At 63.5% G+C, this 12,927-nt stretch carries 13 protein-coding genes; 5 read left to right on the top strand and 8 right to left on the bottom strand.

Going from position 1 to position 12,927, the window contains the following annotated elements; genetic code table 11:
- Positions 1-154: 154 nt before the first annotated feature.
- Both edd and HNO82_RS03920 read left to right on the top strand, forming a co-directional pair.
- Positions 155-2,026 (top strand): phosphogluconate dehydratase, encoded by a 1,872-nt coding sequence (gene edd, locus HNO82_RS03915; RefSeq protein ID WP_008326212.1) that lies wholly within the window; start codon positions 155-157, stop codon positions 2,024-2,026.
- Positions 2,023-2,652 carry a bifunctional 4-hydroxy-2-oxoglutarate aldolase/2-dehydro-3-deoxy-phosphogluconate aldolase gene (locus HNO82_RS03920; protein WP_034336019.1) on the top strand — a complete coding sequence of 210 codons (630 nt, stop codon included), beginning with the start codon at positions 2,023-2,025 and terminating at the stop codon, positions 2,650-2,652. The genes edd and HNO82_RS03920 overlap by 4 nt, the downstream gene beginning before the upstream one ends.
- Positions 2,653-2,748: 96 nt before the next feature.
- On the opposite strand, the gene HNO82_RS03925 is transcribed toward HNO82_RS03920, so the two are convergent.
- From HNO82_RS03925 to HNO82_RS03935, 3 genes are all read right to left on the bottom strand, one after another.
- Positions 2,749-3,318 (bottom strand): YdcF family protein, encoded by a 570-nt coding sequence (locus tag HNO82_RS03925; protein WP_175342810.1) that lies wholly within the window; start codon positions 3,316-3,318, stop codon positions 2,749-2,751.
- A 99-nt stretch (positions 3,319-3,417) separates the two neighbouring features.
- Positions 3,418-4,254, bottom strand: a complete 837-nt coding sequence (lgt, locus tag HNO82_RS03930) for a prolipoprotein diacylglyceryl transferase (RefSeq protein ID WP_008326215.1) — start codon at positions 4,252-4,254, stop codon at positions 3,418-3,420.
- Positions 4,255-4,342: 88 nt separating this feature from the next.
- Positions 4,343-5,245, bottom strand: coding sequence for a LysR family transcriptional regulator (locus tag HNO82_RS03935; RefSeq protein WP_175342811.1), 903 nt, complete (start codon positions 5,243-5,245; stop codon positions 4,343-4,345).
- 231 nt (positions 5,246-5,476) lie between these two features.
- On the opposite strand from HNO82_RS03935, the gene HNO82_RS03940 reads away from it, so the two are divergent.
- Together HNO82_RS03940 and HNO82_RS03945 are read left to right on the top strand one after the other, a co-directional pair.
- Positions 5,477-5,791, top strand: a complete 315-nt coding sequence (locus HNO82_RS03940; RefSeq protein WP_008326217.1) for a c-type cytochrome — start codon at positions 5,477-5,479, stop codon at positions 5,789-5,791.
- Positions 5,792-5,887: 96 nt separating this feature from the next.
- Entirely contained in the window at positions 5,888-6,076 is a 189-nt protein-coding gene (locus HNO82_RS03945; protein WP_175342812.1) for a helix-turn-helix domain-containing protein, read from the top strand.
- A gap of 33 nt (positions 6,077-6,109) precedes the next feature.
- Here the strand turns inward: HNO82_RS03945 and HNO82_RS03950 are convergent, their stop codons facing one another.
- The 5 genes from HNO82_RS03950 to HNO82_RS03970 all read right to left on the bottom strand — a co-directional run bounded on the left by HNO82_RS03950 (position 6,110) and on the right by HNO82_RS03970 (position 11,712).
- Positions 6,110-7,114 (bottom strand): transketolase family protein, encoded by a 1,005-nt coding sequence (locus tag HNO82_RS03950; RefSeq protein WP_175342813.1) that lies wholly within the window; start codon positions 7,112-7,114, stop codon positions 6,110-6,112.
- Positions 7,111-7,956, bottom strand: coding sequence for a transketolase (locus HNO82_RS03955; RefSeq protein WP_175342814.1), 846 nt, complete (start codon positions 7,954-7,956; stop codon positions 7,111-7,113). Before HNO82_RS03955 ends, HNO82_RS03950 begins: the two co-directional genes overlap by 4 nt.
- Positions 7,957-7,991: 35 nt before the next feature.
- Positions 7,992-9,848 carry a TRAP transporter large permease gene (locus HNO82_RS03960; protein ID WP_008326232.1) on the bottom strand — a complete coding sequence of 619 codons (1,857 nt, stop codon included), beginning with the start codon at positions 9,846-9,848 and terminating at the stop codon, positions 7,992-7,994.
- Positions 9,845-10,891, bottom strand: coding sequence for a TRAP transporter substrate-binding protein (locus HNO82_RS03965; protein ID WP_008326233.1), 1,047 nt, complete (start codon positions 10,889-10,891; stop codon positions 9,845-9,847). The genes HNO82_RS03960 and HNO82_RS03965 overlap by 4 nt, the downstream gene beginning before the upstream one ends.
- A 71-nt stretch (positions 10,892-10,962) precedes the next feature.
- Positions 10,963-11,712, bottom strand: a complete 750-nt coding sequence (locus HNO82_RS03970) for an SDR family NAD(P)-dependent oxidoreductase (protein WP_175342815.1) — start codon at positions 11,710-11,712, stop codon at positions 10,963-10,965.
- A 222-nt stretch (positions 11,713-11,934) separates the two neighbouring features.
- On the opposite strand from HNO82_RS03970, the gene HNO82_RS03975 reads away from it, so the two are divergent.
- A complete protein-coding gene (locus HNO82_RS03975; protein ID WP_175342816.1) occupies positions 11,935-12,822 on the top strand; it encodes a LysR substrate-binding domain-containing protein in 888 nt (295 codons plus the stop codon).
- Positions 12,823-12,927 lie beyond the last annotated feature (105 nt).

Below are 12,927 nucleotides of genomic sequence, written 5' to 3' on the forward strand. Positions count from 1 at the left end.
CAAAGTCCGAAGTGATACGGGTTTTGAAGCGCAATGATGGTGACCAATGAAAAGACGGGCAGCACTGGCCTGTCGCGGTGCTCTAAGTGTATGATTTCATTCGGCCAAAATTGTGTAGTAAAATTACAGTGTTAACGCTAACAGGAAACCGACAATGCCTCTCCACGCTACCTTAGCCAGCGTCACCCAACGCATCGCCGAACGTAGCCGTCCTTACCGGACCGCTTATCTCGAACGCCTGGAAGCGGCTCGCCGCAAGGGCGCACAGCGCGGCGCGCTGGCCTGTACCAACCTGGCGCACGGCTTCGCCGCCTTCCCTGCCAATGACAAGCTCAAGCTCAAGGAAGACAAGGCACCGTCGCTGGCCATCGTTTCGGCCTACAACGACATGCTGTCGGCGCACCAGCCCTTCGAGCGTTTCCCCCAGATTCTGAAAGATGCCGCCCGTGAAGCCGGTGCCGTGGCGCAGTTCGCCGGCGGCACTCCGGCCATGTGCGATGGTGTGACCCAGGGCCAGAGCGGCATGGAACTGTCGCTGTTCTCGCGCGACGCCATTGCCATGGCCACTGCCATCGCGCTGTCGCACAACATGTTTGATGCCGCGTTGTATCTTGGCGTGTGCGACAAGATCGTGCCGGGCCTGCTGATCGGTGCGTTGCACTTCGGCCATCTCCCTGCCGTGTTCGTGCCTGCCGGTCCGATGACCAGCGGCATGAGCAACAGCGACAAGGTCAAGATCCGCCAGCTCTACACGGCCGGCAAGATTGGCCGCGCCGAGTTGCTGGAAGCCGAATCCAAGTCCTACCACGGTGCCGGTACCTGCACCTTCTACGGCACCGCCAACAGCAACCAGATGTTGATGGAGGCCATGGGCCTGCACCTGCCGGGCGCCGCTTTCATTACGCCGAATACGCCACTGCGCGATGCGCTCACTGCGGCGGCCGCCAAGCAGGCCGCCAAGATCACCGATCTTGGTTCGCAATACACGCCGGTGGGCCGCATGATCGACGAGAAGGCCATCGTCAACGCCATCGTCGCGCTGCATGCCACGGGCGGCTCCACCAACCACACCCTGCACCTGGTGGCCATCGCCAAGGCGGCCGGCATCGTGATCGACTGGGATGACTTCGACAAGCTTTCTGCAGTGGTGCCGCTGATCACCAAGATCTATCCCAATGGCACTGCCGACGTGAACCACTTCCATGCGGCCGGTGGCACCGGCTTCGTACTGCGTGAACTGATCGACGCCGGGCTGATGCACGACGACGTCACCACCATCCTCGGCCAGGGGCTGCGTCAGCATTGCAAGGAACCGATGCTGGCGGCCGAGGGTGAGAATGGCCGTCCCGGCATCGTCACCTGGCATGATGCACCGGCCAAGAGTGGCGACGAAGGCGTGCTGGGCACGGTGGCCAAGCCGTTTGCTGCGGATGGTGGGCTCAAGCTGCTGCAGGGCAACCTCGGCCGTGCGGTCATCAAGATTTCGGCAGTCAAGCCCGAGCATCGTGTGGTGGAAGCGCCGGCCGTGGTGTTCCACTCGCAGGAAGCCTTCATGGCCGCCTTCAAGGCGGGCGAGCTGGACCGTGATTTCGTGGCCGTCATCACCTTCCAGGGACCGCGCGCCAACGGCATGCCCGAGTTGCATTCGCTGACGCCGGCACTGGGCATCCTGCAGGACAAGGGGCGTCACGTGGCGCTGGTCACTGATGGCCGCATGTCGGGCGCATCGGGTAAAGTACCGGCGGCGATCCACGTCACCCCTGAAGTGCTGGGCGGTGGCCCGCTGGGCCGTGTGCGTACCGGTGACCTCATCCGTCTGGATGCCGATGCGGGTACCCTGCAAGCCAAGGTGGATGCGGCCGAGTGGGAAGCACGTGGCCAGGACAGCAGCGACCTGTCGGGAAATCAGCACGGCATGGGCCGCGAATTGTTCAGTCTGTTCCGCAACGCGGTGGGAACCGCAGAAGAGGGCGGCGCCACCTTCGGCCTGCCGCCGATTTTTGAGAAAGAGAAAGTCACGGTATGAAGACCACACTGGAAATCATGCGCGCCTCGCCGGTCATCCCGGTGATCGCCATCGACAAGTTCGAACACGCCGTGCCGCTGGCGCGCGCCCTGGTCGCGGGTGGCATCCGCGTGCTGGAAATTACCCTGCGCACCGAACACGGCCTGCCGGCCATTCGCGCCATTGCCGAGTCGGTGCCGGACGCCATCGTCGGTGTCGGTACGTTGACTTCGCCCGAAGAGTTCACGGCCTCGCGCGATGCGGGCGCGGTCTTTGGTGTCTCGCCCGGCCTGACCCCGGCGCTGATCGAAGCGGCCAAGCGCAGCGGCCTGCCGCTGCTGCCGGGCGTGATGACGCCTTCTGAAGTGATGGCGGCGCGCGAAGCGGGCTTCCGTCAGTTGAAGTTGTTCCCGGCCGTGCCGGCCGGTGGCGTGGGCATGCTCAACGGTATCGCCGGTCCCTTGTCGGACGTGTCTTTCTGTCCCACGGGCGGTATCACGCAAGAGACCGCACCGCAGTTCCTGGCCTGCAAGAACGTGGTCTGCGTGGGCGGTTCGTGGCTGACCCCGAAGGCGGCCATCGAGGCCGGTGACTGGGACAAGATCACCGAGATTGCCAAGGCGGCGGCTGCGTTGAAGAAGGCTTGAGTTTTCCACAGCCTTGAGAGAAGGCGGCCGCGGGTTTCTCAGGCCGCCTGATCGAATCAAAAAGCCCCGGTTTGCAGCCGGGGCTTTTTGTTTTGGTCATCTCCTGCTGCCCAGCCAGTAGGCTGGTAGTGCGATCATTTCGCGAGCGAGGGAATAGGCATCTCGGGCTTCAAAGTAGTTGGCATGTGCTGAATGAACGGTGTCGATGCCGACACGGTTTAGCGCGTAACGACTGCGCGGAATGTGGAAGAACTGTGTGACGACCAGGGCGCTTCGGAAACCATGGGCCTGCATGATGGCTGCACTATTGACAGCCGTTGCCCTGGTGGTGTTGCCTTGCTCATCCAGAAGGATGGCCGAGCGGGGAACGGATCGCCTTTCGCTCAGGTAGGCTGCCATGACCTGAGCTTCGTTGAACCCCTCCTTGCCAGTGCCTCCGCTGACAATGATGCGCGGGAATATGCCTTGCCGATACAGTTCGGCGGTCTTGTCCAGCCTTGCGCGCAGTCGGTCAGAGGGCGTCCCGTCCGGCATGACCTTGGAGCCGAGTACGATGCCGAGGTCGCTCTTCTGGATGTCATCGAGCAGACCGGTCAGTACGATGCCCAGCAGGGTGCTCAGGCCGATCAGGAGCACGCTTGTCGTGATGATGATGAGTCGTCTCATTGGATTGTTCAGGATCGTGGCTGCATGGTGATGAACCAGGAAAAAGGGCGGGCGCGATTGATTCGCTGCCCGCCCTTTTTCTTTACCTGCTTTTACTTTTCATTCCTTGGCGACCGCTGCCGGCACCAAAGGCGGCTGCGCTTGCTGCTTGAGCCTGTAAGCCAGGACCAGCAGAATGATCCCCAGCACGATCATCGGCACCGACAGCATCTGCCCCGCCGAGATGGTGATGCCACCGAAATGCACCTCATAATCCGGCACCCGGAAATACTCGGTGAAGAAGCGCGCGCAGCCATACAGCAGCGAGAACATGGCCGCCACCGCCATGCGTGGACGGGCATGGCGCGCGAAGATCCACAGGATGATGAACAGCAGGATGCCATCGACCAGCATCTGGTAGATCGGCGAAGGATGGCGCGGGATGTTGTCCACGTTGGGCCAGATCATCGCCCAGGGCAGCGAGGGATCGGCCGGACGGCCCGGCAGTTCGGCATTGATGAAGTTGCCCAGGCGGCCCGCTGCATAACCCAGCGGTACCAGGGGCGCGATGAAGTCCATGATGTCCATCAGGTTGCGCCCGCGCTTGCGTCCCCACAGGTACATCGCCAGCAGCACCCCGAGGAAGCCGCCGTGGAAGGACATGCCGCCCTTCCACACCGCGATCATGTCAGCCGGATGGGCAAAGTAATACGCCGGGTTGTAGAACAGGATCTCCCCCAGCCGCCCGCCCACTACCACCCCGAGCACGCCATAGAAGAGCATGTCGTCCAGGTCCTCCTTCTTCCAGCCGACGGCGGCGATGTGCGGTTGCTTGATGCGCAGGCGGCCCACGGCGATGAATTGAGCGAAGGCCAGCAGATACATGAGGCCGTACCAGTGGACGGCCAGCGGCCCGATGTGGATGGCGATCGGGTCGGGCATGGGGTGGACGAGCATGAGTTTGATCTTTCTGTTGTTGGGCGGAACGGCGGTTGGAACGCGCCAAGCGGCGCAAGTTCGCCGGGCGGATTCCCGTGCGTCGGGATCAGGTGGGCATCTCCAGCAGATCCAGCAGCGCGCGCAGCACGCCGGAAGGGTTGTCACGGCGCCAGGCCAGGCCGGTCTGGATCTCCGGTGCCGCATCCGAAAGCCGACGGTAGTCCACGCCAGGGCGTTTCAGATTCGACACGGATTGTGGCACAAGCGCCATTCCCATGCCAGCCGAGACCAGGCCGACGATGGTCTGCATCTGGATCGCCTCCTGGCCGATATGGGGTGTCACACCCGCATCGCGAAAGCACGACAGGATGGTGTCATGGAAGGCCGGCGCAATGCGCCGCGGGAAGATGATCAGCGGCAACTCGCGCAGGCTGTTGAGCGACACCGGGCCGCGTTTGCCGATGGCGCCTTCAGGCAACGCCGCAATCAGCGGCTCCGAGAGCACCGGGCGCACATCCAGCACGGCCGCGGCTTTCTCCGGCAACGGCGGCAGCAGCAGGCCGGCGTCGATCTTGCCCTGCATCAGGTCGTCCAGCTGGATATCGGTGGTGGCTTCGCGCAATTCGATCTGGACTTGCGGGTAGCGGGCGCGAAAGCGCTGCAGGAGCGGGGGCAGGATGCTGTAGTCCGCGCTCGATATGAAGGAAAGGGATAAAAGTCCGGAAGCGCCGCTGGCCGCGCGCCGGGCCAGGTCGGGCAGGGCGGCGGCCTGTTGCAGGATGCGCTGTACTTCCGGCAGCAGAGCTTCCCCGGCGGGCGTGAGGGCCACGCTGCGCTTGGTGCGCTGGAACAGGGGCGTGCCCAGTTGTTCTTCCAGCGCGGCGATGGTCTGCGACAGCGGTGGCTGGGTCATGTGCAGCCGGGCTGCGGCGCGACCGAAGTGCTTTTCTTCGGCGACGGCAGCAAAGTAGCGCAGCTGGCGCAATTCCAGGCGAGGATGGTCGGACATGGACTGATATGAGATCCGAATGAGTCGGGCGCCCATGATATCCCCGGCCCATCATGGCGACAAGCCGTGGCCGGGGCGATCTTTCCGTCATGGAATTTGATCTATGACAGATATACGCCGGAGCAGATAGAGGGGCGGCTGCGAAGCCGGGTAGAATAGCCCCGCCTGCGAAGCGCCTGGAGAATGCCGCTGCAGGCGTGACCGTCGTCCACTGCTTGCTGAGGAGCCCCCATGAAATACCTGTTGTTGATCGCCACCCTGGTGGCCGGTTCGGCCATTTCCGCCGAAGCCCTGGCCAATGCGCAACTGGCCAAGTCCAAGAACTGCATGGCCTGCCATTCGGTGGATGCCAAGATCGTCGGCCCCGCCTTCAAGGAAGTGGCCAAGAAATACAACGGCCAGAAGGATGCCGAAGCCAAGCTGACCCAGAAGGTCCTCAACGGCGGTAGCGGTGTCTGGGGCGCGGTCGCGATGCCGGCCAACAAGGGCCAGGTGACCGAGGCCGAGGCGAAGGAGCTGGTGAAGTGGGTGTTGAGCCTGAAGTAAGCCTCAGCAATACGCCATGAAAAAAGGAGACCGAGGTCTCCTTTTTTCATGCAATCATCGTCGCTTTCCGATCACTGTCAGCCTGGAAGGACCAGCATGAGCAAGCGTATTTCACTCTCAACGCTACCGCCTTTTGATGCAGCCTTGTTCCTTGTTGATGAAGACAGCATTGACGTGTATCTGCGCGAGATACGTGCCAGCAACGATCCTGATTTACTGGCTAGCGCAAGCGAAGATGTCGAACGTGCGCGCCTGATGAACCAGTCCGCTCGCCCGTTGGACTGACCGAACTGATTCATCACTACCTCGAGCATCTGCTTACTTCAACCACTCCCTGATCCGCCGGCTCAACACCTCGCAACTGATCCCATACCGGTCATGCAAGGTCGGCAGCGCCCCCGCATCGAGGAAGGCATCCGGCAAGCCCGCCATCTGGAAACCTGCGGGCTGCACGCGATGACGCATCAGCGTGGTGGCGACGATCTCGCCCAGGCCGCCGATGACCGAATGGTTCTCGGCCACCACCACCAGGCGGTTCTTCTTCCTGACCTGTTCCACCACCGTGGCTTCGTCGAAGGGCTTGATGGTCGGGCAGTGCAGCACGCCCACGCTGACGTTGTCGGCCTCCAGCGCCTTGGCCACTTCCAGCGCGCGCATGGTCATGAAGCCGCTGGAGATGATGAGCACGTCGTTGCCGTCGCGGATTTCCCTGGCTTTGCCCAGCTCGAACTGGTAGTCGTATTCATCCAGCACCAGCGGTACGTTGCCGCGCGCCAGGCGCATGTAGACCGGCCCCTGGTGCGCCGCGATCTGCGGCACGGCCTGTTCCAGGTCCAGGGCATCGCAGGGGTCGACGATGGTCAGGCCGGGAATGGCGCGCATCATCGCCAGGTCTTCGGTGGCCTGGTGGCTGGGGCCGTAACCGGTGGTCAGGCCGGGCAGGGCGCAGCAGATCTTCACGTTCAGGTTTTCTTCGGCGATTACCTGGTGGATGAAGTCATACGCACGACGCGTGGCGAAGACCGCATAGGTGGTGGCGAAGGGCACCAGCCCTTCCTTGGCCATGCCGCCGGCCGCGGCCATCAACAACTGTTCGGCCATGCCCATCTGGAAGAAGCGCTCGGGATAGGCCTTCTGGAACAGGTGCAGGTCGGTGTATTTGGCCAGATCGGCGGTGAGACCGACGATCTCTGGACGGTCGGCGGCATACTCGACCAGGGCCTTGCCGAACGGCGCCGCCTGCACGCGCTGCCCCTCGGCGGCGATGGAGGCGATCATGGCCGACGTGGTCAGGCGCGGTTTCTTCTCTGCGACAGTGTTCATGCTTGGCTTCCTTGTTGATAAGTCTGGTCGAGAATGGACAGCGCCTGCTGCCATTCGGGCGGATCCACGCGGATGAAGTGGTTCTTCTCGCGCTGCTCCAGGAAGGGCACACCCTTGCCCATCAGGGTATCGAACAGGATCACGCGCGGCTTGGCGTCCTTCAGGTTGCGCGCATTGTCGAAGGCCTGCACCACGGCCGCCAGGTCATTGCCATCGACCCGTTGCACGTACCAACCGAATGACGCCCACTTGTCGGCCAGCGGCTCAAAACCCATCACCTTGCTGGAAGGACCATCAGCCTGCTGGTTGTTGATGTCGACCAGGCAGATGAGATTGCCCAGCTGGTGATGCGCCGCACCCATGGCCGCTTCCCAGGTCGAGCCCTCGTCCAGTTCGCCATCGGACATGGAGTTGTAGACGAAGGCCGAATTGTTGTTGTAGCGCAGGCCCAGTGCCATGCCCACGCCGATGGCCAGGCCCTGGCCCAGCGAGCCGCCGGAGATTTCCATGCCCGGCGTATAGGTCGCCATGCCCGACATGGGCAGGCGGCTGTCATCGCTGCCGTAGGATTCCAGCTCGTCGTCGGGGACGATGCCGGCTTCGATCAGGGCCGCATACAGCGCGATGGCGTAGTGCCCGTGCGAGAGCAGGAAGCGGTCGCGGCCGCTCCATTGCGGGTCGTCCGGACGCAACTGCATGGCGTGTTTGTAAGCCACGGCCAGCACATCGGCCCAGCCCAGTGCCTGGCCGATGTAGCCCTGCCCCTGGACCTCGCCCATGCGCACGGCATTGCGGCGGATGCGATATGCGCTGGCGCGCAGGTTTGCCAAATTGTCAGACATTGCGTGTCCTTGCTAGATGAATGAAAACGTAAAAATCACAGGAAACCCACCGAGAACCAAGGCACGAAGGCCACGATCAGCAGGCCCAGCACCAGGGCGCCCAGGTAAGGCCAGATGCGCTTGACCGCCACGTCCGGATGCACGCGGCCGATGGTGCAGGCGGCGTAGTAGCCCAGACCGAAGGGCGGCGCGAACAGGCCTACGCCCATGGAGAGGATGATGACCATGGCGTAATGCACCTCATGCACGCCAATGGCCTTGGCCACCGGGAACAGCAGGGGTGCGAACAGCACCATGGCGGGGATGCCTTCCAGCACGCTGCCCAGCACCACGAAGGCGGCAATCGACACCAGCAGGAAACCGTATTTTCCGCCCGGTACGCTGGTCATGGCCTCGGCCAGTGCATGCGAGAAGCCCGACTGCGTCAGCGCCCACGACATGCCGGTGGCCGTACCGATGATGAAGAGGATCGCGCCCGACAAGGCGGCGGTGTCGACCAGCATGGGATAGAGCCGCTTCCAGTCGAACTTGCGATACACCACCAGACCGGCCACCACCGAATAGGCGATGCCGATGGTGGAGACCTCGGTGGCCGTGGCCACGCCCTCGACCACGGCGGTACGGATCAGGATGGGCAGCAGCAGTGCGGGAAGGGCGATGATGAGCGTACGCAGCACCACGCGGCCCGGGGCGCGCTGGATGCCTTCCATGATCTCGGCACTGCGCCAGCGCGCCAGTATCGCCAGCAGCACGGCCAGCACGATGCCCGGCATGATGCCACCGGTAAACAGCGCCGCAATGGACACGCCCGCCACCGAACCGATGGTGATCAACACCAGCGAGGGCGGAATGGTCTCGGCCATGGCACCGGAGGCCGCCAGCAGCGAAATGAGTTCGCCCTCGTGATTGCCGCGGCGCTTCATCTCCGGCAGCAGCACCGGGGCCACCGCCGCCATGTCGGCGGTCTTGGCGCCGGAGATGCCCGAGACCAGCAGCATTGCGCCCAGCAGCACGTAGTTCAGGCCGCCGCGCACGTGGCCCAGCAGCGAGGCCAGGAAGTCCACCATGGCCTTGGCCATGCCGGTCATCTCCACCAGGTGTCCCAGCAGGATGAACAGCGGCACGGCCAGCAGGATCAGCGAGGACATGCCTTCATCGAAGCGCCCCGCCACCACCGCCAGCGGACTGCTGGTCACCGTCAGCATGAAGGCCACCGTGGCCAGGCCGAAGCAGAAGGCGATGGGAATGCCCATGAGCACCGACACCGCCAGTACCAGGCCGAAGAACACCACCAGGTTCCAGTTGCCGATGGCCTGCAGCCAGTCCGCGCCGAAGTACATGGCAGCGGCCACCAGCGCCAGCAAGGCCAGCACGCCCACCAGGTCGACCAGCTTCTGGCGCGAGATGCGCAGCAGCGACAGCGCGATCATCAACGCCGCACCGACCCCCACGGCGGCGGCCCGCACGGTGTTGGGCCAGCCCAGCGCCGGGGTCTGCACGAACATTTCGTCTTCGGCGTATTCCCACATCGGATGGATCAGGATGAGCAGCATCACGCAGGGCGCGATGATGGCCAGTGCTTCAGCCCAGGCTTTTCCGCGTTCGCTCAAGAAGCCCACCAGCACCGTGGTGCGCATGTGGGTGCCGCGCCGCAGGGCGACCGCTGCCCCCAGGTTGGCCAGCCACAGGAAGAGAATGGAGGCCAGCTCATCGGCCCAGGGTATCGGGTTGTTGAAGATGAAGCGCATGATCACGCCCGCCAGCAAGACCACTACCTCGCCCACCACCAGGGCCGCAGCGGGAATCTCGATGGCCACGCCCAGCCAGTGCTCCAGGCGCGCAGACAGCGAGCGCTCATCGCTGACCGGCTGCTCCAGCGAGAGGGCGCTCATCCCAGGCTCCCGACGGCGTTCTGCAGCAGCTTCCAGGCATCCTCGCCGAACTTGGCGCGCATGTCCTTGTAGAAGTTGGCCTGCGCCAGGGCCTGCTTGAAGGAGTCCTTGTCGGCCTCGATGATCTGCAAGCCCTTGCCCTGCAATTCATTGCGGGCGAAGCCGGCCAGTGCGGCGATGTCGGCGCGTTCATCGGTGGCGGCCTTGTCCAGCTCGCGGCGCACGATTTCCTGGATGTCCTTGGGCAGCTTCTCGAAGGCGCGGCGGTTGCCCAGGATCCAGTAGGCATCCCATACGTGGTTGGAGATGGTGCAGTACTTCTGTACTTCATAGAGCCGCGCGGTGCTGATGATGGCCAGCGGGTTTTCCTGTCCCTCCACCAGCCTGGTCTGCAGCGAGGAATAGACTTCGTTGAAGTTGATCGGTGTGGGGCTGGCGCCCAGGGCGGTAAACAGCGAGGTCAGCATCGGTGCTGCCGGTACGCGCAGCTTCAGTCCCTTCAGGTCGGCGGCAGTCTTGATCGGCTTGGTGGAGGTGGTGATCTGGCGGAAGCCGTTGTCCCAGGGCTTGGACATGGTGAGCAGGCCGACCTTCTCGATCTGCGCGCGCACATAGGCCCCCAGCGCACCATCCATGGCTTGCCAGACTTCCTTGTAGTCGTGGAAGGCAAAACCGGTATTGACGATGCCGGCCGCCGGCACCAGGGTGGACAGCACCACGCTGGCCTGGTTGAAGAATTCCACGCCGCCATTGCGGATCTGCGACATCAGGTCGGTATCCGAGCCCAGCTGGTTGGCCGGGAACAGCTTGATGTCCAGACGACCCCCGGTGGCTTCGCGGATGCGGTCGATGGCTTGCTGGGCACGCTTGTTGACCGGGTGCGACGGGTCCTGACCGGTGGCGAACTTGTAGTTGAACTCGGCTGCATGGGCAGGACGGGTCATGATGGAAAACAGCGGCAGGGCCGCACCGACGGCGCCGGCCTTGAGCAGTTGGCGGCGGCTCAGGGTGGTCTTGCCGGATTTGCTGTTGTCTTGGGTCATGTCAGGTCTCCTGTTTGTTCTGATGTGGTAAAGGATGCCGGCCAGGCCGGCGCACGAGCATTAAGCTGCGTTTAATGAATCAGCATTCCACCATTAACGTCCAGCGTGATGCCGGTGCAGTATTGCGAGAGATCGCTACCAAGGAAGACGCAGGCGCCGCCGATGTCATCGGCTCGGCCCAGGCGCGCCAGCGGAATGGTCTCGGCGATTTCGGCCTTCTTTTCTTCGGTGAGCTTGCCCTTGATGATGTCGGTGCCGATCAGGCCGGGGGTGATGCAGTTGACGCGGATGCCTTCCGGACCGAACTCGCGCGCCATGGCGCGCGCCAGGCCCAGCACGCCGGCCTTGGCCGCCGAATAGTGCGGACCACCCAGGATGCCGCCGCCACGCTGGGCCGACACCGAGGAGATGCAGATGATGGAACCGTTCTGTTGCGCGCGCATGGCCGGCAGCACCGCCTGCGACATGTAAAGCGTGCCGCGCAGGCTGACGTCGAGGATGCGGTCATAGTCGGTGCCGGTGATCTCCAGCGTCTTGACCGGCTGGGTGATGCCGGCATTGTTGACCAGGATGTCGATGCGGCCAAAGTGCTTGAGGGCGGCGCCGACGGCGCTCTCGCAGGAAGCCTTGTCAGTGACGTCGGCCACCAGACCCAGGTGCTGGCTGCCGATGCGCGCTGCCGCCGCAGCCGGGTCGGCCTGCGCCAGATCCAGCACCACCACGCGGGCGCCTTGTTCGGCCATCAGGCGTGCCGTGGCGTAGCCCAGTCCGTTGATGCCTGCACCGCCGGTAATGACGGCAACCTTGTCCTTGAGCAGCATGTCGAGTTCTCCAGATGTTTGCGTTGAGGTGAGCAACAGCGGAGACAGCGCGGATGCGCGATGGCGCGTGCGGCCGCGCAGCATGCGAGGCAGCATGCAGGGCAGTGGACCATGTCTCCGTTTTTGTTCTGATGCGCATGGTCGGACTTTCCTCGCGTGACGACAAGCGAAGTCTCGTCATGTTAAAGTGACGGATCTTCATCTTAGCCAGAGAGCCCGTCCATGGCCGTTCTCCCGCCTCTACCCAACCTTCAGGCCTTCGAAGCGGTGGCCCGGCGCAAGAGTTTTGCGCTGGCCGCCGCCGAACTGCATCTGACGGCCTCGGCGGTGAGCCATCAGGTGGCACGTCTGGAATCCTATCTGGGCATACGTCTGTTCGAGCGCAGTGCGCATGGGGTGCGCATCACCACGGCGGGGGAAAGCTATCTGGCGCGCATCCAGGGGGCGATCTCGGCCATCACGGCGGCCTCCGTGGATGTGCGCCAGGGCGTCAACAACACGCTCTACATCCACAGCGCGCCCAGCATCGCCAGCCTGTGGCTGATGGCGCGGCTCAATGATTTCGCGCGCAATCATCCTGAGATCACCTTCAATCTTTCAGCGGCGCATTCGCAAAGCAATTTCGAACTGGGCGAAGTGGATATCGACATCCGCTACGGCATTCCCAACTGGCCGGGCCTGGTGGTGGAGCCCTTGTTCGAGGAACGCATCGTGCCCCTGGCCAGCCCGGCCTTCATGCGCGAATACAAGCTCAGGAAGCCCGCCGATCTGCTGGGTGTGAAGCTCATTCGCAGCAATGTGAGCGTGGTGCAGTGGGCCGACTGGTTCGGGGAGTTTGCGCAGGTGCGCGCGCCGGACCAGTTCGCGGTGCGCTTCGACCGCGCCCAGATGTCACTGGATGCGGCTACCCAGGGACTGGGCGTGGCGCTGGAGAGTGCGACCGTGGCCGCACGGCATATCGAGGAAAAGAAACTCAAACCGGTCTTTGGCCTGGAGCGCGCCATCAAGGTCAAGGCGCACTTTGCGGTTTATCCGGCGCACCATGCGCGGCGGCCGGCGGTGGCGGCGTTTCTGGAGTGGTTGCGCGAGCAGGCCGGTGGACAGGATTAGGGCCTGTTCACATTCAATCTGTGAGATGCGTTGCCCCCAGAAGGCGTGGTGGCAAGGCGCGCGTCAGGGCTGGTGGTGGTGCCACCAGCCCTGACGTGCAACGCG

Source organism: Herbaspirillum sp. C9C3 (assembly GCF_013359625.1).
Classification (GTDB): Bacteria; Pseudomonadota; Gammaproteobacteria; order Burkholderiales; family Burkholderiaceae_D; genus Herbaspirillum.

Bases quoted from the DNA above. Each gene is read 5' to 3' on its own strand.
- HNO82_RS03960 (WP_008326232.1), bottom strand. From the start codon at position 9,848: ATGAGCGCCCTCTCGCTGGAGCAGCCGGTCAGCGATGAGCGCTCGCTG.
- HNO82_RS03920 (WP_034336019.1), top strand. From the start codon at position 2,023: ATGAAGACCACACTGGAAATCATGCGCGCCTCGCCGGTCATCCCGGTG.
- edd (WP_008326212.1), top strand. From the start codon at position 155: ATGCCTCTCCACGCTACCTTAGCCAGCGTCACCCAACGCATCGCCGAA.
- HNO82_RS03975 (WP_175342816.1), top strand. From the start codon at position 11,935: ATGGCCGTTCTCCCGCCTCTACCCAACCTTCAGGCCTTCGAAGCGGTG.
- lgt (WP_008326215.1), bottom strand. From the start codon at position 4,254: ATGCTCGTCCACCCCATGCCCGACCCGATCGCCATCCACATCGGGCCG.
- HNO82_RS03935 (WP_175342811.1), bottom strand. From the start codon at position 5,245: ATGTCCGACCATCCTCGCCTGGAATTGCGCCAGCTGCGCTACTTTGCT.
- HNO82_RS03950 (WP_175342813.1), bottom strand. From the start codon at position 7,114: ATGAACACTGTCGCAGAGAAGAAACCGCGCCTGACCACGTCGGCCATG.
- HNO82_RS03965 (WP_008326233.1), bottom strand. From the start codon at position 10,891: ATGACCCAAGACAACAGCAAATCCGGCAAGACCACCCTGAGCCGCCGC.
- HNO82_RS03970 (WP_175342815.1), bottom strand. From the start codon at position 11,712: ATGCTGCTCAAGGACAAGGTTGCCGTCATTACCGGCGGTGCAGGCATC.
- HNO82_RS03925 (WP_175342810.1), bottom strand. From the start codon at position 3,318: ATGAGACGACTCATCATCATCACGACAAGCGTGCTCCTGATCGGCCTG.
- HNO82_RS03940 (WP_008326217.1), top strand. From the start codon at position 5,477: ATGAAATACCTGTTGTTGATCGCCACCCTGGTGGCCGGTTCGGCCATT.
- HNO82_RS03955 (WP_175342814.1), bottom strand. From the start codon at position 7,956: ATGTCTGACAATTTGGCAAACCTGCGCGCCAGCGCATATCGCATCCGC.
- HNO82_RS03945 (WP_175342812.1), top strand. From the start codon at position 5,888: ATGAGCAAGCGTATTTCACTCTCAACGCTACCGCCTTTTGATGCAGCC.